This is a genomic window from Streptomyces sp. PA03-3a, from assembly GCF_033792735.1.
GTDB lineage: Bacteria > Actinomycetota > Actinomycetes > Streptomycetales > Streptomycetaceae > Actinacidiphila.
The window spans coordinates 293,110-318,417 of record NZ_JARAVM010000004.1; the positions used below are offsets into that span (position 1 = coordinate 293,110).

Genomic DNA, 25,308 nt, shown 5'->3' on the forward strand with positions numbered 1-25,308 from the left:
GGCTGGGTCTGGCGGTGCTGCGTTGTCACATCAGCCTACAAATCCGCAGCGCCAGGGGCAGTCCCGATGACGGATGAGTCTCGTGTGCACCGTGCACAGGGTCTACCGGAGCGCGCCCCCGTCCGCGGCGGGGAGCGCGTACCGGCGGAGGAGCTGCGCCTCGGCGTGGTCGAGGTAGGACGCCAGCAGCCGCTCCGCCCCCGCCGGGTCCGCCGCCTCCAGCGCGGAGAGGATCTGCCGGTTGCCGTCGAGATAGGGCTCGTGGAACGCCCGGGGGTCGTCCATCGCGTGGAAGGCGAGACGGAGTTCGGCGAGCACGCCCGTCATGAGACCGGTCAGCCGGGCGCTGCCCGCCAGGTCGACCAGCGCCTGGTGGAAGTGGATGTCGGCCGTTCCCAGTTCGCCCCACCGCTCCGCGGCGGCGGCCCGCCCGCCCTCCGCCACGGCGTCCGCGGCACCGGTCAGGTCGTAGGGAGCCGCCCCGAGGCCCCGGATCACGGAGCACTCGACCAGGCGCCGCACCCGGTAGATGTCGGCGACGTCCCCGGCCGTCAGCACCCGGACGAAGACCCCGCGGTTGAGTTCGTGCACCAGCAGTTTCTCGTGCGTCAGCAGCCGGAACGCCTCGCGGAGGGTGTTGCGGGAGACGCCGAGCGCCCCGGCGACGACGTCCTCGGCCAGCTTGCCGCCCGGCGGCAGGTGACCCTCGGAGATCCTGGTGCGCAGCACCGCGGCGACCCGGTCGGCGCTGCTGGCGCGCGCCAGCAGCGCGCGGTCGCCGGCGAGGACCGCGGGATCCACCTCTGCCGCCATCGTGCCCGCCCCTCTCGCTCCGTACCCGGCCGCGGGCCCGCGGCGCGGGCCCAGTCAATCCGAGAGCCGGGGAGAAGACAACGGGACTCTTGTCGGATTGTTCAACAAGAATCTACGGTGATCGGACGCCGGGAAGCGTTCGCCCTCGGCCCGCCGGACACCGCTGCCCGCGTCGCCCGACCGGACGCGGCCCTTCCCCGAGGGAGTTCGCCGTACCGATGACAGACCTCGTGATCGACCTCAACGCGGACCTGGGGGAGGGCTACGGACGGTGGATCCTCACCGACGACGACGCCCTGCTGTCCGTGGTCACCAGCGCCAACGTCGCCTGCGGCTTCCACGCGGGCGACCCCGGCATCATGCGCCGGGTGTGCGACACCGCGGCCGCGCGCGGGGTGCGCATCGGCGCCCAGGTCTCGTACCGCGACCTCGCGGGGTTCGGCCGGCGGGCGATGGAGGTGCCCGCGGACGAACTGGCCGACGAGATCACCTACCAGATCGGCGCGCTGGAGGTCTTCGCCCGCGCCGCGGGCGCCCAGGTGGCGTACGTGAAACCGCACGGGGCCCTCTACAACAAGGTCGTCGTCGACGACGGGCAGGCCGCCGCCGTCGCCGCGGGCACCCGGCGGGCCGATCCGGCCCTGCCGGTGCTCTGCCTGCCGGGTTCGGCCATGGAGCGCGCGGCCCGGCGGGCCGGACTGGGCGTGGTGGGGGAGGCCTTCGCCGACCGCGCCTACACCGCCGCCGGCACGCTCGTGCCGCGCGGCACCTCGGGCGCGCTGATCGCCGACCCCCACGAGGTCACCCGCCAGGCGGTCGCCCTGGCCCGGGACGGCGTCACCACCGCCCTCACCGGCGAACCGGTGAGCGTACGGGCGAGGTCGCTGTGCCTGCACGGCGACTCCCCGGACGCGGTCGCCACGGCGCTGCGGGTGCGTGCCGCGCTCGAGGACGCGGGCGTGCGGCTGGAGCCATTCGCGTGAGGGTCCTTGACGTCGGGGAGGACGCCCTCCTGATCGACCTGGCCACCCCCGAGCAGGCGCGGTCCTGGCACGCCGAACTCCTGCGCCGCCGCGGCGAGGGCGGCCTCGGGCCGGTGCGCGAGATCGTCCCCGGCGAGCGGACCGTGCTGCTGTACGGGGTGCCGGACGCGGCCGCGCTCCGCGCCGAGTTGCGAGGCTGGTCCGTCACGGCACGGGCGGCGGCCGACGGGCCGCTCGTGGAGATCCCGGTCCGTTACGACGGGCCCGACCTCGCGGTGGTCGCCGAGCGGTGGGGCGTGCGGCCGGAGGAGGTGGCCGGGGTGCACAGCGGTACCGAACACCGCGTGGCCTTCTGCGGGTTCGCCCCGGGCTTCGCCTACATGACCGGGCTCGGCGAGCGGTACGGCGTGCCGCGCCGGGCCGAGCCCCGCACCTCGGTGCCCGCCGGCTCGGTGGCCGTCGCGGGCCCCTACACCGGCATCTACCCGAGGAGTTCGCCCGGCGGCTGGCAGTTGATCGGGACCACTTCCGTCCGCCTGTGGGACCTGGCACGCGAACCGGCCGCGCTGCTCGCGCCCGGCAACCGTGTGCTCTTCGTCCCCGCGCCCGAGGGGGCAAGAGCGTGAGCGGCGGTGAGCTGCGGATCGTCAGGGCCGGTGCGCTGACCACCGTCCAGGACCTCGGGCGGTACGGTCACGCCGCACTCGGCGTCGCCCGCTCCGGGGCCCTGGACCGGCCGGCGCACCGGCTGGCGAACCGCCTGGTGGGCAACGCCGACCGGGCCGCGACCCTGGAGACCACGCTGACCGGGGTGGCCGCGCGGGTCGTCCGTCCGGCCGTCGTCGCGGTCACCGGGGCGCCGGCGCCGGTCCTGCTCGACGGCCGCCCCGCCCCCTGGGGCGCCGCCGTGCGGCTGCCGGCCGGGGCCGTGATCGAGGTGGGGCCCGCCACGCGGGGTGTGCGCAGCTATCTGGCGGTCGGCGGCGGCGTCGACGTGCCCGCGGTGCTCGGCAGCCGTTCCACCGACCTGCTGTCCGGGCTGGGGCCCGCGCCGCTGAGGGACGGCGACGTGCTGCCGCTGGGCGCGGCGCCCGCGCTCCCCGTCCACGCCGACCTGGCCCCGCACGCCGGACCGCCCGGGGAACTGGTGTTGCCGCTGCGGCTCGGGCCGCGCGACGACTGGTTCACCGCCGCCGCCGTCCGCACCCTCGCCGCCGGCCGCTTCCACGTGTCGGAGCGCAGCAACCGCATCGCGCTGTGCACTACGGGGCCCGTGCTGGAGCGGGCCGTCCACCGGGAGCTGCCGAGCGAGGGCATGGTCGTGGGAGCCGTCCAAGTGCCGCCCGACGGCAGGCCGGTGGTCTTCCTCGCCGATTCGCCCACCACCGGCGGCTACCCGGTCGTCGGCGTGGTCCCCGAGCGAGGCCTGGCCGCGGCCGCGCAGGCCGTCCCGGGGCTGCCGGTGCGCTTCGTCCCCCACCGCTGAGACCGGTCACGGCCCTTCCGGATCCCTTTCGTGGCGATACATGAGGTCCAGGTCACGGTGGTCCCGGGTCTGCCTCCCCAGCAGGGCGTCGATCCCCCAGCCCCCGCCGACCCAGACCTCGGTGCCGGCCCTCCGCAGCAGGCCCAGGATCTCGACCACGTCCCGTCCGGTCATCATCGGCGCGTCCCCCCTCGCCCGGGTCGGAGCCCCAGAGTGTCACCCGGGGCCGGATCACGGGGCCGGATCACGCGGTCCGGAACTCGGGAGTATGGTGAAGGCAGCGGTGGTCCCTCGTGACCGCCGCGCGGCGGTGGGGCCCGCCGTACCCGAACCGCGGTGAGGATGCCGCCAACGGTCCCTACTTGTGACGGAACGCGCCCTGCGCAGGGCGCCGCACGAGTAGGAGAAGCATGACCTCGCCGGCCCCCCTCCCGCCGATGACCGAGCCCGTATCGCCCGACGCCGAGCCCCCGCCGCCCCTGCCGCGATCCGCGCGGATACGGGAGCAGGCGCCCGCCGTCGCTGTGGTCGCGGTGGGCGGCGCCCTGGGGGCGTGCGCGCGCTACGGCGCGGGCCTGCTGTGGCCCACCGCTCCGGGCGCCTTCCCGTGGACCACCCTCGGCGTCAACGCGCTGGGCTGCGCCGTGATCGGCGTGTTCATGGTCGTCATCACCGAGATGTGGTCCGCGCACCGGCTCGTCCGCCCGTTCTTCGGCACCGGCGTGCTCGGCGGCTTCACCACCTTCTCCACGTACGCCGTCGACATCCACGGCCTGGTCGAGGGCGGTCACGCCGAGGCGGGGCTCGCCTACCTCGCCGCGACGCCGCTGATCGCCCTGGCGGCGGTGTGGGGCGCGGCGCACACGGCCCGCCGCCTCATCGGATGGAGGCAGACATGACACGGCTGAACGGCACCGCGCTGCGGCTGACGATCCTGATCGGCGACAACGACACCTGGCACCACAAGCCGCTGTGCTCCGAGATCACCCGCCGCGCCCACGACGCCGGCCTGGCCGGGGCCAGCGTCTTCCACGGGGTCGAGGGCTTCGGGGCCTCCTCGCTGATCCACACCAGCCGGCTGCTCTCGCTGAGCGACAACCTTCCGGTGGCCGTCGTCATCGTCGACCACGAGGAGCGCATCCGCGCGTTCCTGCCGCAACTCGACGAACTGGTCACCGAAGGGCTGGTCACCCTCGACGAGGTCGAGGTCATCCGCTACGTCGGACGGGGGAACCACGGGTGAACTGGATGCTCGTCATCGCCGGGGCCGTGGTCGGAGCGCCGCTGCGGTACCTCACCGACCGTGCCGTCCAGGCCCGGCACGACACCGTGTTCCCGTGGGGCACGTTCACCGTGAACGTGGTCGGCTGCCTGGTCCTGGGGCTGCTGGCCGGCGCGGTCAGCTACGGCGCGGCCTCCCACTCGCTGCAGCTCCTGGTCGGCACGGGTTTCTGCGGCGCGCTCACCACCTACTCGACCTTCTCGTACGAGACCCTGCGGCTGGCCGAGACCGGGGCGCGGTTCTTCGCCGTCGCGAACGTCGTCGCGAGCGTGGTCGCCGGCCTCGGCGCGGCGTTCACCGGTGCCGCACTGGCCCAGGCGATCTGGGTCTGAGCGGACCCGGTACCGGAAGCCGCCCGAACAGGACGTTCCGCGCAACCCACCTAAAATGAAGAGGTCCACACTCCGGCCTGTCGCCCGGAGCGGACGCGGGTGTGCTCCCCGCCGGCAGGCGCCGCGGGAGCGCGCCGCGCCCGGGCGACGCGGCTCCCACCGCGGGAGGACTCCATGTCCCTGACCCAGCGTCCCGGCACCCGGATCCAGACGGCGGGCCACGCCCAGGCCCCAACGGCCGACGTCCGCGACTCGCTGTTCACGGCACCCCTGCTGCTGATCGGCGGGTGGCTGTTCGCCGGCGGCTGGGCGCTGGCGTACCCCGACACGCACATCGGGAACAACGTACGCAACGTCGACCTCGTCTTCTCGACCATCATCCTGCTCAACGCGATCGCCCGCGTCGCCCGGACCCGCGGGCCCGGCAGCGACGTCATCACCATCGTGAGCGGTGCCTGCCTGATCGTGTCGCCGTTCGTCTTCGGCTACTTCGGCGACCCGGGGGCCGGTCTCGCGCCCCTCAACCAGATCGTGACGGGTGCGGTCCTGATGGTCCTCGGCGCCGTGAGCCTGGCGCTGATCGAGCGACGGCGCCCCCGCCCGCCGGCGGACGCCGCGCCCGCCGGCTGACGCGCCGCCGCGGGAGGGCCGCGCGGGGCAGACCCGGTGCCGCGCGCGGCCCTATGCTCGGCGCTGCTGGCACCAGGCCGTGCGTCGCCGTCCCGGTCACGGGTGGGGCCGGCCGTGGTCGCACGGCGACAGGAGGCTGCGATGCGCGACGCCGACCCCGGGCTCTTCGGGCCCGCCTCGGTCACCTGGCAGATGCACGGCGACCCGATGATGTGGATCGCCGGTGTACGGGCGCTGTACCTGCAGGCGCTGCACCCGCGCGCGGTGCGCGGCGTCACGCAGAACTCGGACTTCCGGCAGGACGCCTGGGGGCGGCTGCTGCGCACGGCGGACTTCGTCGGCACGATCACCTACGGCACCACGCTGCAGGCCGAGCGGGCCGGGGCCAAGGTACGGGGCATCCACCGCAGGCTGTCCGGGACCGATCCGGACACCGGCGAGCGCTTCCCCGTCGACGATCCCGCACTGCTGCTGTGGGTGCACTGCGCGGAGATCGACTCCTACCTGGAGGTGGCGCGGCGCTCCGGCTTCCCCCTCTCCGACGCGCAGGCCGACGCCTACGTCGCCGAACAGCGGGAGGCCGCGCGGCTGGTGGGCCTGGACCCGGCCGAGGTCCCCGACGACACCGAGTCGCTCGCCGCGTACTTCGAGAAGGTGCGGCCCGAGCTGGCCGCCACCCCCGAGGCCCTGGAGGTCTTCGCGTTCCTGCAGGGGCCGCCCGTGCCCCGGGCGCTGCTGCCCCTGCGGCTCGCCGTGTGGGGCCGCGCCACCGCACTGGCCTACGCCGCGCTGCCGCCCTTCGCCCACGAGCTGTACGGGCGGCCAGCCCCGGCCGTCCCCGTCACCGGGCGGCGGCTGCGCGGTACGGGGCTGCTGCTGCGCGCGATCCCCTCCTACGTGCGCTGGCAACTCCCGCCCGGGCACATCCTCAAGGCGGTCGGACGTCTCGGCCCCGGCACCCACCCGTCCGCCCACCGGCTGCGCGAACAGGCGCGTTCCCCCGGGTGACGGCGGGTCCCCAAGCGTGCCCCCCGCGTCCATACTGGGTCCGGGGAGAGGCGGACGACCGGGGGCGGCGTACACCATGACGGCAGCTCAGTACGACGGGGGAACACTGCTGCGCGAGCGCTACCGGCTGCGGGAGCGGATCGGGCGCGGCGGCATGGGCGAGGTGTGGAACGCGCTGGACGAGTCGCTGGGCCGGGAGGTCGCGGTCAAGTGCCTGAAGCCGACGAGCCCTTCCCTCGACCCATCCGTGCACCGGGTGCTGCGGGAGCGCTTCCGCAGGGAGGCGCGCGTCGCGGCGGCGCTCCAGCACCGGGGCGTCACCGTCGTCCACGACTTCGGCGAGAGCGAGGGCGTGCTCTTCCTCGTCATGGAACTGCTCGACGGCCGCAACCTGAAGCAGCTGCTCGGTGACAACGAGGGCCGCCCGCTGCCCCTGCCCGACGTCACCGACATCGCCGCGCAGATCGCGGCGGCCCTGGCGTACACCCACGCGCGGGGCATCGTGCACCGCGACCTGAAGCCCGCGAACGTCATGCGGCTCGCCGATGGGGACGTCAAGATCTGCGACTTCGGCATCGCCCGCCTCGGTCACGACATCGGCTTCACCTCGCGGCTGACCGGCACCGGGGTCGCCATGGGCAGCCCCCACTACATGTCGCCGGAGCAGATCGGCGGCGAGGACGGCATCGACCACCGCAGCGACCTCTATTCGCTGGGCTGCGTGCTCTACGAGATCGCCACCGGAGCGCCGCCCTTCGACCTCGACGACACCTGGGCCGTCCTGGTCGGCCACCGCGACACACCGCCCCGGCCGCCGCGCGAACACCGGCCCGACCTGCCGGACGAACTGGAGCAGCTCGTCCTCGACCTGCTCGCCAAGAACCCGGAGGACCGCCCGCAGAGCGCGGCGGACGTGGCGGGACGGCTCAAGACGCTCCGGCACGGCGGGCACGGCGGGCACGGCGGGCACGGCGGCACCCGCCCCGGGTCCGGGCTGCCGTCCTGGGCGCGCCGTCTGGAACTGCAGTCGGGGGCGCCCAGCGCGCGCGGCAGCGGGGCCCTGGCGAGCCGGCACACCGCGGCCGTCGGACTCGCCCGGCTGGGCCGCTGGTCCGAGGCCGAGCGGACGCACCGCGCCGTCGCCGAGGAGCGCGAGCGGCTGCTCGGCGCCGCCCATCCCGACACGCTGACCAGCCGCTACGAACTCGCCCTCTGCCTCAGCCGCGGCGGCCGCCACGCCGAGGCGCTGCGCGTGTACGAGGACGTGGCGGCGGCCCGGGCGAAGGCGCTGGGCCCCGATCACCCCGGCACGCTGGCCGCCCGCCAGGAGGCCGCCTATGTGCTGGGGCGTCTCGGCCGTCACGAGGAGGCCCGCCAGGGGTACGCCGCGGTGCTCACCGCCCGGGAACTGCGCCAGGGCACCGACCACCCCGACACCCTGCACTGCCGGCACAACCTCGCCGTCACGCTCGGGCGGCTCGGCCGTACGCAGGAGGCGTACGCCTCGGCAGCCCAGGTCGCCGACTCCCGCACCCGCGTCCTGGGCCCCTCCCATCCCGACACGCTCACCACCCGCTGCGAGGTGGGCCATCTCCTCGGGCTCCTCGACCGCTGGCCGGAGGCCCGTGCCACCTACGCCCACGTCGCCGCGATCCGGGCCGGACTACTGGGCGCCGACCACCCGGAGACCCTCGCCGCCCGCCATGAACTGGGCATCTGCCTCGGGCGGATGGGACTCGGCGCCGAGGCCCACGAGCTCTACACCGACCTCGTCGCGCTCCGCACCCGCGTCTCGGGCCCGGCCCATCCCGACACCCTCCGCGCCCGGCACGGCCTCGGGGTCAACCTCGGGCGCCTCGGCCGCTGGCGGGACGCCCTCGCCGAGGCCCGCGACGTCACGGCGGTCCGCACCCGCATCCTCGGCACGGACCATCCGGACACGCTCGTCAGCCGCCGCGAGGTCGCCGTCGCCCTCGGCTGGCTGGGCGACTGGCGGGAGGCCCTGGCCCTTCACGAGGCCGTGGGCCAGGCGCGTGAGCGCGTCCTCGGCGCGGACCACCCGGACACGGTGGCCAGCGGGCAGGACCGGGCCCTGTGCCGTGAGCAGCTGGGCCTGCGCGACTGACCCGGTTCAGAGTCGGCCGGTGAGCCGTGCCAGGGCCGCCCTGCGGAACGCCGCCACGAGCCGGTTGCCGTCGCCGGCGCGGGTCGCCAGGACGACATGGCTGGGCTCGACGCCCTCGAGGGGGATCGCGGTGAGGTCGGGGCGCAGGCCGCCGCGGACGCCCGCCGAGACGGCCACGGCCTGCCCGGCGGCGACCACCTCGAACTTGTCCTCGACGGCGTCGATGAGGGGACCGTCCGGTGCCGGGCTGCCGTCGGGCCGGGGGTCGATGCGCCAGAACGCGCTCCACGACGGGTCGGACTCCCGTACCCGGGGCAGGGGTTCGCCGGCGATGTCGTCCAGGGTGACGGACTCCTTGCCCGCCAGGCGGTGGTCCAGCGGCACCACCAGCACCCGGGGTTCGTCGTACAGCACGGTCACGTGCAGCCCGGCGGTGGGGAACGGCAGCCGGGTCACCAGCGCGTCCACCCGGTGGTCCAGCAGCGCCGCGCCCGCCTCGTTCCAGGGCACGTGCTGGGTGCGCACGTCGGCGTCCGGATGCCGCTGGCGCAGCTCCCGCACCGCGGGGGTGACGATGAGGCCCGCGGTGTAGCCCACGGTGATCCGGCTGGGCCGGGCGGCGGCACGGGTCTCGGCGGCCGCGGTCGCCGCCGAGCGCAGCAGCGCCCTGGCCCGGGGCAGGAAGACCTCCCCGGCCTCGGTGAGCACGGTGCCCCGCGGGGTGCGGTCCAGCAGGCGCGCCCCGAGCTGCTGTTCCAGGCGCCGGATCTGCCGGCTCAGGGACGGCTGCGTGACGTGCAGCGCCTCCGCGGCGCGGCCGAAGTGCCGGTGCTCGGCGACGGCCGAGAAGTAGCGCACGAGCCGCAGGTCGAGGTCCGGCGGCGCGGACGAGGACTCGGTCATGGCCCCAGCCTAGCCCGCCCCGACCCGCCCCGACCCGTGCCACCTGCGGTGATGCCCAGAACGCATTGCGCCGTGCAGAACCGGCCTTGGACCGCGGCGGCTCCCGGCCCGCACGATGGAAGCCGCCCCGGACCGCGCTGCCGGCACCGCGCGAGGGGCGGCACCACCCCACCTCATCGAAGGATCGCAGCATGCGTGTATTCGTCACCGGCGCCACCGGTCACATCGGGACCGCCGTCGTCGCCGAACTCCTCGGGGCCGGGCACGAGGTCGTCGGCCTCGCCCGTTCGGACCGTTCCGCCGCCGCCCTGGAGGCCGCGGGCGCCGGGGTCCGGCACGGCAGCCTCGAGGACCCCGAGGGCCTGCGCCGCGCCGCCGCGGCGGCCGACGGCGTCATCCACCTGGCCTTCGGCCACGACTTCTCCGACTACGCGGGCGCGCTCGCCACCGACCTGCGGGCCGTCGAGGCGATGGGGGAGGCGCTCGAGGGCACCGGCCGGCCCTTCGTGATCACTTCCGGCACGCTGATGCTCGCGCTCGCCGCACCGGGACGCGTCGGGACGGAGGACGACGCGATCGCCCCCTCCTCGCCCCCGGTGCCGCGCGGCGAGGCGGAGACCGCGGCGGTCGCGCTCGCCGGGCGCGGGGTCCGCTCGTCGGTCGTCCGGCTCGCCCCCTCCGTGCACGGCCCCAGCGACCTGCACGGGTTCGTCCCGCGGCTGATCGGCTTCGCGCGCGACAAGGGCTTCTCGGCGTACGTGGAGGACGGCGCCACCCGCTGGCCCGCCGTCCACACCCTGGACGCGGCGCGCCTGTTCCGGCTGGCGCTGGAGGCGGCACCGGCGGGTTCGCGACTGCACGGGGCCGCCGACGAGGGCGTCCCCTTCCGGGAGATCGCCGAGGCGATCGGCCGCGGCCTGGACGTCCCGGCCAAGAGCGTGCCGCGCGAGGCGGCGCAGGAGCACTTCGGTTTCCTGTCCGGCTTCGTGACGCTCGACAACCCGACATCCAGCACGCGCACCCGGGAACTCCTGGGCTGGCGTCCGGAGCACCCCGCCCTGCTCCCGGACCTGGCGGCCGGCCACTACTTCGGCCGGTCCGGCGCCTGACCCGAGGCGGCTCCCCGGACACCCCGCGGCCATGACGGGTCCGCCCGCGCCACACGGTGCGCATCCCCAGGAGTGCGGCCGGGGATGCACCTCCGGTGCGGGCGGGGCGACCCGCGGCTGCCGACAGCCGTGCTTCCGCCGTCGCCGGGCGCGTCCTGCACCCGGCGGCGGCCGCCCCGGCGCGTTTCCCGAACGCGCCCGTCGAGATCACCGGGGACCTCGCACTCGCGGTGACCCTCGACGAGCCGCACACCCGGCAGGGGTACAAGCGCCGGCTCCGCGACCCCTACGCGGAGGGCCGCGCACGGCCCGTGTGACGGCGCCGCCGCCCGGCTCCGCCGGGGCGCCGGGCGGGGCGGCGGCGCCTACTGTGGAGGCGAGGGAGGCACATCCGATGACCCGACCCGTCACCGTGGGCCTGGACGGCTCGCCGGAAAGCCGCGCCGCCATGCACTGGGCGGCGGGGGAGGCGCTGCGGAGAGCTGTGCAGCTGCGGCTGGTGCACGCCGGGGGGCACCCGTACGGCGACGCGCTCGTGCGGGACGCCGCACAGGAGCTCGCCGAGCGCCATCCTGGCCTGCCCGTGACGACCGACGTGGCCGACGCCCCGCCGGCCGAACTGCTGGTCGCGGAGGCGGGACGCAGCGATCTGCTGGCCCTCGGTTCGCAGCGGCTGAGCGGGTTGAGCGGCTTCCTCCTCGGTTCCGTCGGGCAGACGACGCTGGCCCGCGCGGAGGGTCCCGTCGTGGTCGTCCGCACCGGTCAGGAGCAGGAGACCGGGGACGACCGGCGGCCCGTGGTGCTCGGCTTCAGCCTGCGCAAGGGCGCCGACGAGGTGATCGCCTTCGGGCTGGAGGACGCGCGGCGGCGCGGGGCGCCGCTGCGGGTCGTCCACGCCTGGTCGTACCCGCCGACGTACGGATACGTCCCCGCGGCCATGGACCCCACCTGCGGCGCGGAGATCTCTGCGGCGGAGCGGCACGCGGTGCAGGCGGCCCTCGCGCCGTGGCGGGAGAAGGCGCCCGGTGTGGAGATCACGGAGGAGGTCGCCGCGGGCAACGCCGCGCAGCCCCTGGTGGACGCGGCGGCCGGGGCCTCGCTGCTGGTCGTCGGGCGGTGCCGGAACCGGCCCGCCGGCGTCGGCCCGCACCTCGGGCCCGTGGCGCACGCGGTGCTGCACCACGCGGCCTGCCCGGTCGCCGTCGTCCCGCACTGACGCCCGCGCGGACCGCATCAGCCCTCAGCGGAAGGGTGTCGCCCAGGCGGGTGACGTCCGCCGCCGACGGGTAGCGTCGCCGGGGTGAGCGATCTCCACACCTTGCACGTGAACGGTATCCGGATGGCCTACCGCACCTGGGGCGAGCCGGACGCGCCGCCGCTCGTGCTCCTCCACGGACGCGGCTCGGAAGGCGCCGACTGGCTGCCCGTCGTGCCCGCCCTGGCCGCGACCCACCGGGTGTACGCCCCCGACCTGCGCGGCCACGGCGCGAGCGACCGGCCGGGCGAGTACGCCTTCGAGGCCATGCGTGACGACGTCGTCGCCTTCCTTGACGCCCTCGGCCCCGAGCCGGTGGTGCTGGCCGGGCACTCGATGGGCGCGGTCGTCGCCTACCTGGTGGCGGCGGAGTGGTCGTCCCGGCTGACCGCCCTCGTGCTGGAGGAGCCCGTGCCGCCGGACCCGGAGGTGCCGCCGCGGGCCGTGCCCTGCGGCCCGGAGGGGGACGAGACCTGCGACTGGCGGGTCATCGCGGCCGTCAACCGCTGGCGCAACGCCCCCGACCCGGGCTGGTGGGAGCTGCTGGCGACGATCGACTGCCCCACCCTCGTCCTGGCCGGCGGAGCGGGCAGCCATGTCCCCCAGGACGGGATCGCGGCCATCGCCGCGCGGGTGCCGGGGGCGCGGCTGGTGACCGTGGAGGCGGGGCACCTGGTCCACGGGGAACGCCCCGCGGACTTCCTCGCCGAGGTCAGCGGCTTCCTTCCGGCGCCCCGCCCCTGACCGGCAGCCCGGCCCGCAGCCACGCCTGGAATCCGCCCTCCAGGTCGGTGGCCCGGGTCAGGCCGACGTCCAGCAGCGAGGCCGCGGCGAGGCTGGAGGTGTAGCCCTCGGAGCACGCCACGATCCAGCGCACGCCGGGGCCGGTGGCCTCCGGGATCCGGGCGTCGCTCAGCGGGTCCAGCCGCCATTCGAGGACGTTGCGCTCGATCACCAGGGCGTCCGGGAACTCGCCCTCCCGGGCCCGCTGCGCGGCCGGGCGGATGTCGACCAGCAGCGCCTCACCCGCGGCGATCTCCGCCGCCGCGTCCTTCGGCCCGACCCGCCGCAGCCGGGCCCGGGCGCGGTCGAGCATCCGGTCGATGCCGGACCTGACGGTGGTGGACTGGTTCATCGGACGGCCTCCGGGGCGGTCGTGGACGCGGACGCGGTCACGGTCAGAGCACGTGACAGGGGGACGGCGCGGGGCACCGCGGAGGGCTCCGGCTCGTCCGTCAGCACGGTGCGCGTGCGCCGCAGGGAGCGCGCGTCGTCGACCGCGTAGTACGACATCGCCGTCAGGGGCGGCGAGTAGGCGTGCACGCTCACCGCGGGCGCGGCGGAGGTGTTGACGACGTCGTGGACGTGCCCGAGGGGGAAGCCCGCGCCGCCGCCCGCGGCGAGTTCCCGGGTCGCGATGCGGCCGCGGCCCCCGTCGTCGTGGAGCCAGCGGTGCTCGGTGAGGGTGCCGTCGACGACGCTCAGGGCACCGAGCGAGCCCGCGTGGTCGTGGAGTTCGGTGCAGGTGTCGCGGGGCCAGGTGATCAGCCAGACGTCCACGTAGGGGTCCTGGTGCAGCCTGGTGTACCAGCGACGGTCGGGCAGGTGGACGGGGAGGTGGACGCCGGCCTCGACGGCGGCGGCGTAGCCGAGGACGAGCGCGCGCAGTTGCGGGAGGACGAGCGGGGTAGGGCCGCTCGCCCGGTCGTGCAGGGCCATGGGAAGGGCTCCAGAGCGGGAACACGACGTGCCCCGCCTGGGCGGGGGCAGGTCATGGGGTGGTCGGGGCTACGGAATCAGCCCCGGCGACAGCTCTGGTCGAAGTGGTGCGCACGGCGTCCCGGCCACAGGGGGCCCAGGTTCCAGATGTTCGTGCGCATGCCGCCATGAAAGCACAGGACCGGCCGTTCCGTCGCGGTCACCGTCGCAGCCGTCACATGGGTGACACACGAGCGGCGATGATCCGCGCGCACTCCATCGACTCGGTGTGTGTCGTGTCCACTTCGAGGTCGTAGCCGACTCCCCGGTGCACCGCCTCCGCCTGCGCCGCTGCCATGCCCCCCACCCGGTCGCCCCGGGCGGTCTCCCGGCCCGCCGCCACCTCGGGCGCGCAGCGGACGCCGACCCACAGCACCTCCAGGCCGTCCAGGGCGCGCCGCCAGCGGTCCTGCGAGGCGGGCCCGCCGAGGAACACCTCGTCGACGATCACCCGGGCCCCGGCCCGCGCCATGGCGCCGATGCCGACCGCCCAGGCGTCGTCCATCCTCCGGAAGGCCTCGCCTACCGACACGACGCCGTCCGCGCCGAAGCCGATGCCCGCGCCCGGCCCGGAGCCCCGCAGCCCGGCCGGCATCCCGTCGACGAGGGTGTCGGTGCCGAACGTCAGCCACGCCTCCGGCAGCAGCACCGCCTGAAGGCAGCGCGCGATGCCCGACTTGCCCGAACTGGAGCCGCCGTTCAGCACGATCACCTGGTACGCCATCGCGCCAGGTTAGGAGCCCGCCTCGCGGGTGCGCGAGTCAATTGCCGTCCGGGGCGCGGCGGGCGAGGCGCCTGAGCCTGCGTGCCTCAGCGGGCCGCAGGTTGGAGTCGGCGAGGCGGGCGGTGATCGCCTCGGCCATGCGCGGGGCGGGGTCGGTGGGGGCGGCGTGCAGGAAGCCGGCGAGCAAGAGCCGCAGTCCGGTGTCGCGGACGGGGCCCAGGCTGACGCCGCGCAGGATGGCGACGGTCAGCGCGGTGTCGGCGGCGGGGTCGCCCCCGGCGGTGTTGCTCCAGTCGATCAGCACCGGGCCGTCAGGGGTGAGGACCACGTTCTCCGGGTGCAGGTCGAGATGGAGGACGCGGTCACGGGCGGGGTCCCCGGTGGCGAAGCGGCGGCGGAGCCAGCCGGGTGCCGGGACGGCGTGCAGGGACGCCTGCAGCCCGGCCAGCAGCCGGCCGTGGGAGTGCGCCCGCCAGGGCCTGCGGGCCAGGTCCTGCGCCATGGTGGGCCCGGTGAGGCGGTCCATGACGAGGTCGGCGCCGTTCACGTCGTGCACCCGGGGCACCGCGAAGCCCACACCGGCCAGGTGGGCCATCACCCGCGCCTCCTCGTCGGCCGAACCGCCGTGCCGGTAGCGCCGCAGGACCCGCGTGCCGTCGAGGGCCCAGACGTCGGCGTCGCGGCCCGCCCCGATCAGCTCCACAGGGCCTTCACCAGCTCCGCGGCGGGCGCGACGGTCCCGAAACGCGGAAGGGCGAGTGTGACCGCGGCCTCGTGCTCCGCGCCGCTGAGCGCGGTCATCGCGTCCTCGGCGAAGTGGAGTTCGTACCCGTGGTCGGCCGCGGCGCGGGCCGTGGACTCGACGCCCATGTTCGTCGCGATGCCGGCGACCACGAGGGTGTCGACGCCGCGCGCCCGCAACTCCCCGTCCAGCCCGGTGCCGTGGAAGGCGCCCACGGTCCGCTTGACGATCACGAGGTCGCCCTCCCGCTCCAGCCCCTCGACCAGTCCGCTCCCCGGTGGCTGCTCGTCGACCCCGGGGCGCTCCACGCGCACCAGCACGACCGGCGCCCCGGCCTCCCGGAAGGCCGCGGCGAGTCCGAGCGACGCCAGCACGACCTCCTCACCGGAGCGCGGGGCCAACGGCAGCTCCACGATGCGTTCCATCAGGTCGATCACGACAAGTGCGGTGCGCTGGGCCTCGAGACGCGTCATGCGCACACCCTAAGGAGCGGGAGCGCGCGTGCGCAGGGTTCCCCCGTCGATCGAGTGCGCGACCGCGCTCATCCTTCCGGTGGGAGGAGTTCGACGTCCTCGCCCGCTGTGCCGTCCCGCTCCACCGCCACGACGCGGACGCGTTCACCGGGCCGGACGGCCACCAGGGCGAAGGGCGAAGCCAAGGGCAGCTCCCGCACCGTGCGCGGCGCGCACGACGGCCCCGGTCCGGGGCCGGACCTCTCGATACGGAGGTGGCCGACCCGCCGGCTCACCAGAAGCTCGTGGACGCCGACGAGTTCCCCCTCGTCCTCCTCCTCGAAGACGCCGGCGCCGGTGGACAGCAGCGACTCCGACGAGGAGAGCACCGTGAACGCCGCGTCGGCCAGGACCGCCTCCCACGACGAGGCGTTCGCGGGGTCGCATCCGGTCAGACCCCCGGACAGGTGCTCGGCCACCGTCCACCGCGGATCGGGTCCCCGGGCGGACCAGTACAGCTCGCTCGCGGCGAACCCGTCCTTCCTGCGGTGCAGCACGAGGACGAATCCGAGGTCCCCGTCGGTCCATACGCCGGCCGCGACAGGACCGCCGTCCAGGTCCACGCTCCGTCTGTCCATGGTCGTGCCGCCCGGGGCGAACGGTCCCCGCTCCAGAGCCGCCGTCGCGATGTCCGCCGTCTTCCGCCGCATGGCCGTTCATGGTGCCGGAGGCCGGTGCGCCCGTGGGGCGTGGGCGCTGTACGAGGCCTGGGTCAAACTGCTCACGGGCGAGGCCGACACCGCCCTCGTCCACTCCTACGGCAAGTCCTCGCCCGGGCGGCTGCGGGACGTGATGACCCGCCGGCTCGATCCGTACTACCTGGCACCGCTGTGGCCCGACTCCGTCGCCCTGGCCGCGCTCCAGGCCCAGGCGCTGATCGACGCGGGCGACACGGACGAGGCCGCGCTCGCCGCCGTCGCCGGCCGCAACCGGACCGCCGCCGTCGCCAATCCGTACGCCCAGGAGCGCGGCGACCGGCCGCAGGGGGAGTACGTGGTGCGGCCGCTGCGCCGGGGCGACTGCCCGCCGGTCCTCTTCGCGCCCCACGTACGCGCCTACATGCGGCGCACGGGCGCGCCGGACACCGTCGGTGCGCTCGTCGCGTACAAGGACCGGCGCAACGCGCTGCGGAATCCGTACGCCCATCTGCACGAGAAGGACATCACCCTGGAGAAGGTGCGCTCCTCTCCCATGCTCTGGGACCCGATCCGCTACTCCGAGACGTGCCCCTCGTCCGACGGTGCCTGCGCGATGGTGCTCACCGACGAGGCGGGCGGGCGCCGCGCCCCGGGCCCGGTGGCCTGGGTGCACGGCGGGGCGATGCGCAGCGAGCCCACGATGTTCGCTGGTAAGGACTACTTCGTCAGCCCGCGGGCCGGACGCGACTGCGCGGCCGACGTCTACCGGCAGGCCGGCGTCACCGATCCGCGGCGGCCGATCGACGCCGTCGAGATGTACATGCCCTTCTCCGGGTACGAGCCGATGTGGCTGGAGAACCTCGGTTTCGCACCGGAGGGGGAGGGCTGGAAGCTTACCGAGTCGGGGGTCACGGAGCTCGACGGCGACCTGCCCGTCAGCCCTTCGGGTGGTGTGCTGTCCACCGATCCGATCGGCGCCTCGGGCATGATCCGCTTCGCCGAGGCCGCCCTCCAGGTGCGCGGCACGGCGGGCGGGCACCAGGTGGACGGCGCACGTCCGGCGCCGGGTCACGCGTACGGCGGGGTTCGCAGTTCTTCGCCCTGTGGGTGGTCGGATCCGGGCACACCGGAGAGTGAAACGGGCATGAACCGGTACCGGGACCGGGCAGGTTCTTCCATGACCTGTCCGGGCCCCGGCACGGTCGCTAGGCTGGCCCGGACGACGGAGTCGGGAGGAGAACGGACGTGGCCGAGAGCACGATCGGATCGCCGTTGGCCAACGGGAAGAAGCCGCAGCTTGATCTGGCCAACGCAACATGGCAGTCGAGCAGCCAGGGCACGGGAGACGTCCAGATCGCCTTCGTCGAGGGCTATATCGCCATGAGGGACGGCCGGAGCCCCGAGGGGCCCTCGCTGATCTTCACCCCGGCGGAGTGGCGGGCCTTCGTCCTCGGGGCCCGCGACGGCGAGTTCGACCTCACCTGACGGGATGTCACGGGCGCGTCCGGCGGCCCGCCCCCGACCGTGGCGGCGGGGCGCCGGCGCATCCGGCCGGGCGGCTGCGCCCACGCCGTGTCCGCCGCCGGCCGCGCCCGTTGTGCGCCCCCCTCGCGCATGCACCCGACGGCGCGTCATGTCGACGCCGCGCGGCATGTGCCGGAGGCATCGCGGCCGCGCGTTCCCGCATGTGGGCGCACCCGATCGAGCACAGTCGATCACTTCGCGGACGATTTTGAACAGCCGTCACCAGTTCGCATTTATCCACTCACGCAGGGTCTCCGGTGGCGTACGCTGAGGTGCCACCGGACAGTCGTCCGAGTATCACCGGCGCGCTCCCGGCGCGCGCCGGATCAGGGGCAGGGGGTGCACTATGGCGCGGCGCGCACCGAAGTCCCGGAGGCCGCTCCTCGAACGCGAGGCCGAACTCGTGGCCGTCGACGAGGCGCTGGCCGAGCTCACGGGTATACGGGCCGAGGGGGAACACCCCCGCAGCGGCACACGGCGTGGCGGCGTGCTGGCCTTCGCCGCCCCCGCGGGTCTCGGCAAGACGACCCTGCTCGCGGAGACCAGGCGCCGGGCCTCCGCCCTCGGCTGCACCGTCCTGTACGCCCGCGGCGGCGACCAGGAACAGGGCGTCGCCTTCCACGTCGCCCGCCAACTGCTCCAGCCCCAGCTCGCCGGAGCCGGCGACGAGGTGCTCCGCTCCACCCTCGGCAGCTGGTACGGCATCGTCGGCCCCGCCCTGGGACTGTGCACCGACGGCGCGGGCGCGCCCCCCGACCCGCAGGGCCTCGCGGACGGCCTCGACTGGGTGCTCACCCACATCGCCGTCCGGCGGGCCCCGGTGGTGCTCGTACTCGACGACGCCCACTGGGCCGACCCCGAGTCGCTGGGCTGGCTGGCCGCCTTCGCGCCCCGCGCCGAGGAACTCCCGATGCTCGTCGTCGTGGCCTACCGCCCCGACGAACTCCCCGCCCAGGCCGAGGCGTTCCGCGGGCTGCCCGACCGCTCCGGCACCCGCCCGATCGGCCTGGAACCGCTCAGCGCGGCCGCCATCGGCCGGCTCGTCCGCGAGACCGTCGGCGAACACGCCGACGAGGCCTTCTGCCGCGAGGCCTGGGCCGTCACCGCCGGCAACCCCTTCGAGGCCGTGGAGCTCACGGCCAAGGTCCTCGACCGCGCACTGCGGCCCGACGAGTCCAGCGCGCACCTCCTGCGCGACCTCGCCGCCGCCGCCAAGGGCAGCGGACTCATCGCCCGCCTGGAACGCCTGGGCACCTCCACCGTGCGCATGGCGTGGGCCGCCGCCGTCCTCGGCACGTCCATCTCGCCGGCGATCGCGGCGAGCGTGGCGGGCCTGGGCGGCGAGGAGGCCGCCGACGCCGCGGACCGGCTGCGCAAGGCCCGCATCCTCACGGGCAGCGACGTGCTGGAGTTCGTCCACCCCCTCATCGCCACCGCGGTGTACCGGGCGATCCCCGACGCCGTGCGGGTCGCCCTGCACGGCCAGGCCGCCTGGTCCGTCGTGGACGCCGGTCTCGGCCCCTCCGCGGCCGCCCGCCACCTGCTGGAGACCCACCCCGAGGGCGACCCGTGGGTCGTCACCCAACTGCGCCAGGCCGCCCGGGACACCGCCCGGGCCGGCGCCCCCGACGCGGCCCGCCGCTACCTGGCGCGGGCGCTGCGTGAGCCGCCGCCCTTCGAGGACCGGGCCGCCGTGCTCTTCGAACTCGGCTGCTCCTCCCTGCTCACGGAGCCGGCCACCACCGTCAACCACCTGCGTGCCGCGCTCGAGGAGCCGATCGTCGACCCGGCGCTGCGCGACGCGATCACCTACCGGCTCTCCCAGGCGCTGGCCCACTCCGACCGGCTCGGCGAGGCCGCGGACACCGTCGGGCAGGCCGCCCGTACCGCGACCAACGCGCGGGCCCGGCTGCGGATGCAGGAAGAGCAGTTCATGTGGGACGCCTTCCGCTCCGACGAACCGGACTCCCCGGCGCGCTCCCGCAGGCTGAGCCGCCTCGCCGACCGGCTGACCGGACGGGACCTGACCGAGCGCTACATCATCGGACTGCGCGCCTGGGACGCCACCCTGCGCGGCGAGCCCGCCGAGACCGCGCTCAGGCAATCCGACCGGGCCCTGGACGGCGGCCTGCCCTGGGCCAGCGAGGACTTCGGGTTCGAGGTCCCGGTCCTCGTCGCGATGACGTACATGTACGCCGACCGGCCGGGCCGGGCCGAGGAGCTCTTCGCCGCCGGCATCGGCGACTACGAGCGCCAGGGCTGGCGCGGCGCCCATCTGGCCTTCGGCTACTCCCTGCTCGGCTACGTGCGTTACCGCCGCGGCCGGCTCGCCGAGGCGGAGGACTTCGCCCGCGACGGCCTGCGGCTGGCCGACCGCGTCGGCCGCGGCACCCCGGTCGTCTGGTACACCGTGGCGATCCTCGTCGAGATCCTGCTCGCCCGGGGCCGGGTCCGCGAGGCCACGGCCCTAGCCGACCAGTACGAGTTCCACGAGCCCTTCCCGGCGGCCGTCACCTTCCCCGACGCCCAGACCGTCTACGGCCGGCTGCTGCTCGAGCGGGGCATGGTCAACGAGGCCATCGCCCAGCTCGAGGCGTGCGGTCGCCGGCTCGACCCCCGGGGCATGCGCAACCCCGGCTGGTCGCCGTGGAAGCTCCACCTCGCGCTCGCCGAGGCCCGGGACACCCCGGAGCGGGCCCGTGCCACCGCCGCGGACGCCGTCGAGCGTGCCCGGCAGTACGGCACCGCGTCCGCGATCGGCCAGGCGCTGCGGGTCTCCGCCGAGGTGGCCGCGGAGCCCGACCGGCTCAAGCTGCTGCACGAGGCGGTCGCGCACCTGGAGCGCTCACCCGCCGGCTACGAGCTGGCACGGGCCCTGGTCGACCACGGCGCCGTGCTGCGCCGCGAGGCCCGGCTCCACGAGGCGGCCGAGCAGCTCTACCGGGGCCTGGAGACCGCTGTCCACTGCGGCGCCGACGCCCTGGCCGAGCGCACCCGCGACGAACTCGCCGCCGCCGGACTCCGGCCGCGCAGGCTCCGTACGACCGAGACCGACGCCCTCACCGCCCAGGAACGGGCGGCCGCCTCACGGGCCGCCCGCGGGGAGGACGACGAGCAGATCGCCGCGGGTCTGGACACCGACGTGGAGAGCGTCACCCGTCTGCTCTCCGCCGTCTACCGCAAGATCGGCACCGACCGGTCAGGCCTCGCCAGGGCCCTGGCACCGTAGCGACGCGACCCCGGGCACGCGGCCCGCCCGGGGACCGTACGATGGGCGCATGTCGTTCCTCCGCCGCCGCAGCGCCGCAACGCCCACAGGGCCGGAATTCGACGTCCTGGCCATGGACCCGGGCGACTGGCCGGGAGAACTGGGCGCCGGGCTGCTGCCCGGGGAGGACGGCAGCTGCCAGGGCATCTTCCTGCGCTACGACCTCTTCGGCGGGCGCGGTCCCGCCATGCTGATCGGCAACCTCCCCGAGGGCTCGCCCGCCCGCGACCTCGAGGAGGGCCAGATCCCCTTCGAGGTCGCGCAGCTGATGCTGGCCCTCGGCAACGACGAGCCGGTGGAGGTCGTCGGCACCGAGGACACCCCGGTCATGCACGGTGACAACCTGCTGATCGTGCGCAAGGTGAAGCTCTCCGAGGGGCGCATCGCCTGCACGCAGTTCGACCGCAGCGACGGCGTCCTGGTCACCATCGCGACATGGGACCGTCCGATCACCGACGACCTCTACCAGTTGCTCAAGCCCCTCCCCGCGGAGATGTTCCAGCAGGGCTGAACGGGGCCCAGGAGGGCCGCAGGGTCACGTCCCCGGCCTTGACCCAGGCCACCCGGTGGCCGAACTGGATCTCGTAGTAGCGCTGCTCGCCGCGCACCACCACATGCTGCGAGGCGTCGAACGTGACCGCCCGGTAGTACTCGCCGCGCGTCACCTGGCCCACCGCGTAGCTCTGGCCTGCGAGGAGCCCGTACGGCAGCGGGGCCTCCGGCTGCACCGGGACCCCCGCCGGGTAGGCCGACGCCTCCGGGTAGGCGCGCCCGTACACCGGGACCTCGCCGCGGCCCTTCTTCGGCGTGACCAGCAGGCCCGTGGCGGGCAGGGCGGCCCGGTGTCCCCTGGGGTCGTGGAACCAGGCCTTCTGGCCGAGGTACCAGATCGCCGTCCAGTCCCCGCGCCGCTCGGCCACCGCGAACTGCTGACCGGTCGAGGCGCGGGCACCGGTGTCGTTCACCCCGGTCGTCGAGGGGGCGTCCCCGTGCAGGCCCGTGTCCTTCACGAGCGGGGCGTCCTCGCGCGGCTCGGTGTACAGCCGGACGGCCGTGGACCCGCGGGACGGGCAGGTGTCGCCGGCGGTCGCGCACCCCGTGTAGACGGGCCGGTTGGAGACGTAGTCCGGGGCGATCGTCACCAGCGCGCTGCCGGGTCCTGCGGTCTGCCGGAAGGGCGCTCCCAGCAACTGGAAGTAGTGCGCCCAGTCCCAGTAGGGGCCGGGGTCGGTGTGCATCCCCGGGATGTTCGCCGGGGTCGGGCCCGGAACGTTGTCGTGGCCGAGGATGTGCTGCCGGTCCAGCGGGATGCCGTTGCGCCGGGCCAGATAGCGGACCAGCCGCGCGGACGCCCGGTACATGGCCTCCGTGTACCAGGTGCCCGGGTCGGTGAGGAAGCCCTCGTGCTCGATGCCGACCGACTTGGCGTTGACGTACCAGTTGCCCGCGTGCCAGCCGACGTCCTTGGTCCGCACGTGCTGGTCGACGTGGCCGTCCGCGGAGCGGATCGAGTAGTGCCACGCCAGGTAGTCCGGCTTCTGCACCAGTTGGAGGGTGGTGTCCCAGGTGGCCTCGGTGTCGTGCACGACGATGTAGTCGATCTTCTGGTCGTGCGGGCGGTCGGCGAGGTCGTGGTTGCCGTAGTCGTCCGTGCCGTACTCCTCGTACGGGGCCGGGAGCCACTCGCAGGCGATCGTGCGCGGGCACTCCGTCCCGTCCGCGGGGACGGTGCGCAGGCCCAGGGAGCGGAGCCGGGAGGTGTCCGGCGCGAGACCGGGGTGCGCGGCGAGGGTGAGGGTCTCCCCGTCGTCCGTGGTGCGTGTGGCCCCGTCCCGGATGACCTGGAAGACGTCGTCGGCGAAGACCGAGGCGGTGGCGGAGTCGTCGGCGCCCGAGTAGCGAGCCACCGCGCCGTACCAGCTCGCCGGGTCCGAACTCAGCGGCGCGCCCAGTGACTTCTGGGCCTGGGCCAGCAGCGCCGCGCCGCCCTCGACGTTGGCCGCCGGGTCCTCGCGCAACTCCTCGGCGCGCAGCCCGGTCAGCCCGGCGGCGCGGTCCAGCGTCGTGAGCGACGGCGGCAGCGCGCGGGTGTCCGCCGTGGGTGGTCCGACGTCGGTGAGGGGACGTCCTACGTCGCCGCGCGGGTCGTCACCGCCATCACCCCTTCGAGGGAAGTCGGTGATCGCCGACCGGGCGTCCGTGAGGTGCATGGGGCCGTATCCGGCGGTGACACTGGGCAGCCCTCGGTGGGTGTCCCAGCGCGACTCCAGGTAGGCCACGCCCATCAGCACGCTCTCCGGCACGTGGTGGCGCTCCGCGGCGTTTCTGAAGGCCTGCCGGAGCGGCACGTCCCGCTCGTCCGAAGTCGCGCCGGCCGCGGGGAGCGGCGACAGCGCGGAGAGCAGGGCGCCGACGGCCACGGTGGCCGTCGCGGCGGTGACGACCTTGCGCGGGCGTCTCGCGTTGTGGGGGGTTCCTCGCACTGCAGCCTCCTGTGGTGACGCACGGGGCCGTTCGGCACCACAGAGGTATCCCTTGCTCGACGATCCGTCAACTGTGCGGTGGCCTCACCGTTTACGCATGTCAGCGCCCGTGCGGGAGCTTTTCCCGCACGGGCGTTGTGGCCTGCGGTGCGTCAGTGGACTGGACCACCGGCGGTGCCGCCCCGGCCGTGAAGCCGGCCGGGCGGCACCGCGACTTGACCCGGGGACACTCCCCTGGACCCCGGGTCCGCGATCGCGGTGTGCCGCCGTCCGTCACGCACCGGTTCCTCCCCTTCCGTCCGGGAACCGGCCGCGGGGTCACCTGGTGCCGACGGCGGCCCTGACGGCCCGCCGGGCGAGGCCCGCGTCGTCGTGCAGCCGGCGCAGCAGCAGCCGCTGCTCCTCGCCGGCCTCGACCGCGCCGGGACCCGCCGGGACGGTGCTGCGCATCGTGCGCTGCACGGCCGTCTCGTAGGTGCGGATCTCGCGGGTGACCACCAGCATCAGGTTGACCAGGAAGGCGTCACGCGCGATCGGTCCCGCGGCCTGCGCCATCTGGCTGATCTGCCGCCGGGTGGCCGGGTCGTCGCCCAGGATCATCCAGAGCACCGCCAGGTCGTAGCCCGGCAGGTACCAGCCCGCGTGCTCCCAGTCAACCAGCACCGGGCCGGCCGGGGAGAGCAGGATGTTGGAGAGCAGGGCGTCGCCGTGGTTGAACTGGCCCTGTGCGTGAGCCAGTCCGTGCAGCAGCTTCTGCAGGTCGCCCATATCGCGGTCGGTGAGCAGTCCCAGCTCGTGGTAGCGGGACAGCCGCGCCGCGTAGTCGATCGGGGCGTCGAAGACCCCGGCCGGCGGACGCCACATGTTGACCCGGGAGATCGCGCTGAGCGCCATCCGCACGTCCGCCCGCGGCGGGGCCTCCGACGGGTGCCGCTGCAGGGCCGCGACCCGTCCGGGCATGCGCTCCAGGACGAGTGTGCAGTTCTCGGGGTCGGCGGCGATCAGCCGCGGCGCCCTGACCGGCGGCCGGTGCCGTACGAACGCCCGGTACGCGGCGATCTCGTGGCGGTACCGCTCCACCCACGCGGGGGAGTGGTCCAGCAGGCACTTGGCGACCGCCGGGGCGCGGCCCGAGGTGCCGACCAGCAGCACCGAGCGGCCGCTGCGCCGCAGCATCTGGACGGGCGTGAACTCGGGGCAGATGCGCTGCACCGAGGCGATGGCCGAGCGCAGCTGCGCGCCTTGGGGTCCGGTCAAGTCGAGCCTCCCGCTGAGCGGATGGGAGGTCCCCGGCGCGCCTCGGCGCGGAGCGGGCAGCACCGGGCGAGGACGTATGGCGGTCCCGGTCCCGGTGAACCCCGGGATCTGGGTCGGCCGGGGCGGTGCGGACACGGAGGACGATGCTGAATACATATGGGGAGACAGATCCCTTCGTGTGCCAACGGGCTCTTGACGAGGTGGCGGGGCCGGCGCGTGGACGATCCGGAGCCGGAGTCGGCGTCCGGTCCCGCACCCTGGGGAATGCGGGTCCGGGCCGGCGGTCCGAACTGTCCACGCGCCGTACGCCCCTCGCGTACCAGTACGCACATGGCTCTCGAGTTGTTCAACGCTGATCGGCGTTTTTCGAAAGTTGTTCATATGCGACCGTTCGCGAGCCGGCGAGTGCCGGGCCGGGTGGCGCGTTCCTACCTGACCACCGCGTGCGGGTGGCAGACCATCTGGCGCACCCTGGC

The 25,308-nt window shown here is 74.9% G+C and carries 26 protein-coding genes and 3 pseudogenes; 18 read left to right on the forward strand and 11 right to left on the reverse strand.

The genetic code is table 11. The annotated features are described in order from the left end of the window. Positions 1-102 precede the first annotated feature (102 nt). Positions 103-813, reverse strand: coding sequence for a GntR family transcriptional regulator (locus PV342_RS06935; protein WP_500316163.1), 711 nt, complete (start codon positions 811-813; stop codon positions 103-105). Positions 814-1,031: 218 nt separating this feature from the next. Between PV342_RS06935 and PV342_RS06940 the strand changes: the two genes are divergently transcribed. Genes PV342_RS06940 through PV342_RS06950 form a run of 3 tightly spaced genes read left to right on the forward strand, consistent with a single transcriptional unit; the run spans position 1,032 to position 3,282 of the window. After that, positions 1,032-1,796 (forward strand): LamB/YcsF family protein, encoded by a 765-nt coding sequence (locus tag PV342_RS06940; protein ID WP_400800209.1) that lies wholly within the window; start codon positions 1,032-1,034, stop codon positions 1,794-1,796. Then, entirely contained in the window at positions 1,793-2,422 is a 630-nt protein-coding gene (locus PV342_RS06945) for a 5-oxoprolinase subunit B family protein (RefSeq protein WP_500316164.1), read from the forward strand. Before PV342_RS06940 ends, PV342_RS06945 begins: the two co-directional genes overlap by 4 nt. Further along, positions 2,419-3,282 (forward strand): 5-oxoprolinase subunit C family protein, encoded by an 864-nt coding sequence (locus PV342_RS06950; RefSeq protein ID WP_500316166.1) that lies wholly within the window; start codon positions 2,419-2,421, stop codon positions 3,280-3,282. The genes PV342_RS06945 and PV342_RS06950 overlap by 4 nt, the downstream gene beginning before the upstream one ends. Positions 3,283-3,300: 18 nt before the next feature. Here PV342_RS06950 and PV342_RS06955 read toward each other — a convergent pair. Beyond that, positions 3,301-3,456, reverse strand: a pseudogene (locus PV342_RS06955) (nucleotidyltransferase domain-containing protein); the annotation flags it as partial. A gap of 263 nt (positions 3,457-3,719) precedes the next feature. Between PV342_RS06955 and PV342_RS06960 the strand changes: the two are divergent. The 6 genes from PV342_RS06960 to PV342_RS06985 all read left to right on the forward strand — a co-directional run bounded on the left by PV342_RS06960 (position 3,720) and on the right by PV342_RS06985 (position 8,659). Continuing rightward, the gene (locus PV342_RS06960; protein ID WP_386990620.1) at positions 3,720-4,181 is read left to right on the forward strand and encodes a fluoride efflux transporter FluC; all 462 of its coding nucleotides are present in this window, start codon (positions 3,720-3,722) and stop codon (positions 4,179-4,181) included. Further along, the gene (locus PV342_RS06965) at positions 4,178-4,525 is read left to right on the forward strand and encodes a DUF190 domain-containing protein (protein WP_386990622.1); all 348 of its coding nucleotides are present in this window, start codon (positions 4,178-4,180) and stop codon (positions 4,523-4,525) included. Before PV342_RS06960 ends, PV342_RS06965 begins: the two co-directional genes overlap by 4 nt. Continuing rightward, positions 4,522-4,896: a fluoride efflux transporter CrcB gene (gene crcB, locus PV342_RS06970; RefSeq protein ID WP_400800196.1), complete on the forward strand. Its 375-nt coding sequence runs from the start codon at positions 4,522-4,524 to the stop codon at positions 4,894-4,896. The genes PV342_RS06965 and crcB overlap by 4 nt, the downstream gene beginning before the upstream one ends. A gap of 174 nt (positions 4,897-5,070) precedes the next feature. Further along, on the forward strand, positions 5,071-5,526 hold the full coding sequence (locus PV342_RS06975; RefSeq protein ID WP_361001162.1) for an SPW repeat domain-containing protein: 456 nt from the start codon (positions 5,071-5,073) through the stop codon (positions 5,524-5,526). 141 nt (positions 5,527-5,667) lie between these two features. Further along, positions 5,668-6,534: an oxygenase MpaB family protein gene (locus PV342_RS06980; RefSeq protein WP_329189080.1), complete on the forward strand. Its 867-nt coding sequence runs from the start codon at positions 5,668-5,670 to the stop codon at positions 6,532-6,534. 76 nt (positions 6,535-6,610) lie between these two features. After that, positions 6,611-8,659, forward strand: coding sequence for a serine/threonine-protein kinase (locus tag PV342_RS06985; RefSeq protein WP_500316168.1), 2,049 nt, complete (start codon positions 6,611-6,613; stop codon positions 8,657-8,659). Positions 8,660-8,665: 6 nt separating this feature from the next. Here the strand turns inward: PV342_RS06985 and PV342_RS06990 are convergent, their stop codons facing one another. Continuing rightward, positions 8,666-9,562 carry a LysR family transcriptional regulator gene (locus tag PV342_RS06990; protein ID WP_500316170.1) on the reverse strand — a complete coding sequence of 299 codons (897 nt, stop codon included), beginning with the start codon at positions 9,560-9,562 and terminating at the stop codon, positions 8,666-8,668. A gap of 191 nt (positions 9,563-9,753) precedes the next feature. Between PV342_RS06990 and PV342_RS06995 the strand changes: the two genes are divergently transcribed. The 4 genes from PV342_RS06995 (at position 9,754) to PV342_RS07010 (ending at position 12,670) form a co-directional block, all read left to right on the forward strand. Next, the gene (locus PV342_RS06995; protein WP_500316171.1) at positions 9,754-10,671 is read left to right on the forward strand and encodes an SDR family oxidoreductase; all 918 of its coding nucleotides are present in this window, start codon (positions 9,754-9,756) and stop codon (positions 10,669-10,671) included. 95 nt (positions 10,672-10,766) lie between these two features. Then, a complete protein-coding gene (locus PV342_RS07000) occupies positions 10,767-10,988 on the forward strand; it encodes a hypothetical protein (protein ID WP_500316173.1) in 222 nt (73 codons plus the stop codon). 77 nt (positions 10,989-11,065) lie between these two features. Further along, complete coding sequence (locus PV342_RS07005) at positions 11,066-11,887, forward strand: universal stress protein (RefSeq protein WP_018561149.1); 822 nt, start codon at positions 11,066-11,068, stop codon at positions 11,885-11,887. A gap of 84 nt (positions 11,888-11,971) precedes the next feature. Beyond that, positions 11,972-12,670 (forward strand): alpha/beta fold hydrolase, encoded by a 699-nt coding sequence (locus PV342_RS07010; RefSeq protein ID WP_500316175.1) that lies wholly within the window; start codon positions 11,972-11,974, stop codon positions 12,668-12,670. Here PV342_RS07010 and PV342_RS07015 read toward each other — a convergent pair. From PV342_RS07015 to PV342_RS07040, 6 genes are all read right to left on the reverse strand, one after another. Continuing rightward, positions 12,639-13,061 carry a rhodanese-like domain-containing protein gene (locus tag PV342_RS07015; RefSeq protein ID WP_386990637.1) on the reverse strand — a complete coding sequence of 141 codons (423 nt, stop codon included), beginning with the start codon at positions 13,059-13,061 and terminating at the stop codon, positions 12,639-12,641. The genes PV342_RS07010 and PV342_RS07015 overlap by 32 nt on opposite strands. Further along, complete coding sequence (locus PV342_RS07020) at positions 13,058-13,645, reverse strand: cysteine dioxygenase (RefSeq protein WP_400800176.1); 588 nt, start codon at positions 13,643-13,645, stop codon at positions 13,058-13,060. Before PV342_RS07020 ends, PV342_RS07015 begins: the two co-directional genes overlap by 4 nt. A 214-nt stretch (positions 13,646-13,859) precedes the next feature. Continuing rightward, positions 13,860-14,408, reverse strand: coding sequence for a chloramphenicol phosphotransferase CPT (gene cpt, locus PV342_RS07025; protein ID WP_400800173.1), 549 nt, complete (start codon positions 14,406-14,408; stop codon positions 13,860-13,862). A gap of 37 nt (positions 14,409-14,445) precedes the next feature. Continuing rightward, on the reverse strand, positions 14,446-15,111 hold the full coding sequence (locus tag PV342_RS07030; RefSeq protein WP_400800170.1) for a phosphotransferase: 666 nt from the start codon (positions 15,109-15,111) through the stop codon (positions 14,446-14,448). After that, positions 15,102-15,623: an isochorismatase family protein gene (locus tag PV342_RS07035; RefSeq protein WP_386990645.1), complete on the reverse strand. Its 522-nt coding sequence runs from the start codon at positions 15,621-15,623 to the stop codon at positions 15,102-15,104. The genes PV342_RS07030 and PV342_RS07035 overlap by 10 nt, the downstream gene beginning before the upstream one ends. Positions 15,624-15,691: 68 nt before the next feature. Continuing rightward, positions 15,692-16,312, reverse strand: a complete 621-nt coding sequence (locus PV342_RS07040; protein ID WP_500316179.1) for a hypothetical protein — start codon at positions 16,310-16,312, stop codon at positions 15,692-15,694. Between the two features lie 34 nt (positions 16,313-16,346). Between PV342_RS07040 and PV342_RS07045 the strand changes: the two are divergent. From PV342_RS07045 to PV342_RS07065, 5 genes and pseudogenes are all read left to right on the forward strand, one after another. Then, positions 16,347-16,694 (forward strand): annotated as a pseudogene (locus tag PV342_RS07045) (lipid-transfer protein); the annotation flags it as partial. Positions 16,695-16,697: 3 nt separating this feature from the next. Further along, positions 16,698-17,437: pseudogene (locus tag PV342_RS07050) on the forward strand (thiolase C-terminal domain-containing protein); the annotation flags it as partial. Positions 17,438-17,545: 108 nt separating this feature from the next. Then, positions 17,546-17,785 carry a DUF397 domain-containing protein gene (locus PV342_RS07055; RefSeq protein WP_018561140.1) on the forward strand — a complete coding sequence of 80 codons (240 nt, stop codon included), beginning with the start codon at positions 17,546-17,548 and terminating at the stop codon, positions 17,783-17,785. 385 nt (positions 17,786-18,170) lie between these two features. Continuing rightward, entirely contained in the window at positions 18,171-21,053 is a 2,883-nt protein-coding gene (locus PV342_RS07060; RefSeq protein ID WP_500316181.1) for an ATP-binding protein, read from the forward strand. A 49-nt stretch (positions 21,054-21,102) separates the two neighbouring features. After that, on the forward strand, positions 21,103-21,603 hold the full coding sequence (locus tag PV342_RS07065; protein ID WP_026251371.1) for a hypothetical protein: 501 nt from the start codon (positions 21,103-21,105) through the stop codon (positions 21,601-21,603). Here PV342_RS07065 and PV342_RS07070 read toward each other — a convergent pair. Together PV342_RS07070 and PV342_RS07075 are read right to left on the reverse strand one after the other, a co-directional pair. Continuing rightward, positions 21,566-23,575, reverse strand: a complete 2,010-nt coding sequence (locus PV342_RS07070) for an N-acetylmuramoyl-L-alanine amidase (protein WP_400800160.1) — start codon at positions 23,573-23,575, stop codon at positions 21,566-21,568. The genes PV342_RS07065 and PV342_RS07070 overlap by 38 nt on opposite strands. Positions 23,576-23,893: 318 nt before the next feature. Then, complete coding sequence (locus tag PV342_RS07075; protein WP_500316183.1) at positions 23,894-24,988, reverse strand: aminoglycoside phosphotransferase family protein; 1,095 nt, start codon at positions 24,986-24,988, stop codon at positions 23,894-23,896. Positions 24,989-25,308 lie beyond the last annotated feature (320 nt).

Bases quoted from the DNA above. Each gene is read 5' to 3' on its own strand.
- PV342_RS06935 (WP_500316163.1), bottom strand. From the start codon at position 813: ATGGCGGCAGAGGTGGATCCCGCGGTCCTCGCCGGCGACCGCGCGCTG.
- PV342_RS06940 (WP_400800209.1), top strand. From the start codon at position 1,032: ATGACAGACCTCGTGATCGACCTCAACGCGGACCTGGGGGAGGGCTAC.
- PV342_RS06960 (WP_386990620.1), top strand. From the start codon at position 3,720: ATGACCGAGCCCGTATCGCCCGACGCCGAGCCCCCGCCGCCCCTGCCG.
- PV342_RS06965 (WP_386990622.1), top strand. From the start codon at position 4,178: ATGACACGGCTGAACGGCACCGCGCTGCGGCTGACGATCCTGATCGGC.
- PV342_RS06975 (WP_361001162.1), top strand. From the start codon at position 5,071: ATGTCCCTGACCCAGCGTCCCGGCACCCGGATCCAGACGGCGGGCCAC.
- PV342_RS06980 (WP_329189080.1), top strand. From the start codon at position 5,668: ATGCGCGACGCCGACCCCGGGCTCTTCGGGCCCGCCTCGGTCACCTGG.
- PV342_RS06985 (WP_500316168.1), top strand. From the start codon at position 6,611: ATGACGGCAGCTCAGTACGACGGGGGAACACTGCTGCGCGAGCGCTAC.
- PV342_RS06990 (WP_500316170.1), bottom strand. From the start codon at position 9,562: ATGACCGAGTCCTCGTCCGCGCCGCCGGACCTCGACCTGCGGCTCGTG.
- PV342_RS06995 (WP_500316171.1), top strand. From the start codon at position 9,754: ATGCGTGTATTCGTCACCGGCGCCACCGGTCACATCGGGACCGCCGTC.
- PV342_RS07005 (WP_018561149.1), top strand. From the start codon at position 11,066: ATGACCCGACCCGTCACCGTGGGCCTGGACGGCTCGCCGGAAAGCCGC.
- PV342_RS07015 (WP_386990637.1), bottom strand. From the start codon at position 13,061: ATGAACCAGTCCACCACCGTCAGGTCCGGCATCGACCGGATGCTCGAC.
- PV342_RS07020 (WP_400800176.1), bottom strand. From the start codon at position 13,645: ATGGCCCTGCACGACCGGGCGAGCGGCCCTACCCCGCTCGTCCTCCCG.
- cpt (WP_400800173.1), bottom strand. From the start codon at position 14,408: ATGGCGTACCAGGTGATCGTGCTGAACGGCGGCTCCAGTTCGGGCAAG.
- PV342_RS07035 (WP_386990645.1), bottom strand. From the start codon at position 15,623: ATGACGCGTCTCGAGGCCCAGCGCACCGCACTTGTCGTGATCGACCTG.
- PV342_RS07040 (WP_500316179.1), bottom strand. From the start codon at position 16,312: ATGCGGCGGAAGACGGCGGACATCGCGACGGCGGCTCTGGAGCGGGGA.
- PV342_RS07060 (WP_500316181.1), top strand. From the start codon at position 18,171: ATGGCGCGGCGCGCACCGAAGTCCCGGAGGCCGCTCCTCGAACGCGAG.
- PV342_RS07065 (WP_026251371.1), top strand. From the start codon at position 21,103: ATGTCGTTCCTCCGCCGCCGCAGCGCCGCAACGCCCACAGGGCCGGAA.
- PV342_RS07075 (WP_500316183.1), bottom strand. From the start codon at position 24,988: ATGTATTCAGCATCGTCCTCCGTGTCCGCACCGCCCCGGCCGACCCAG.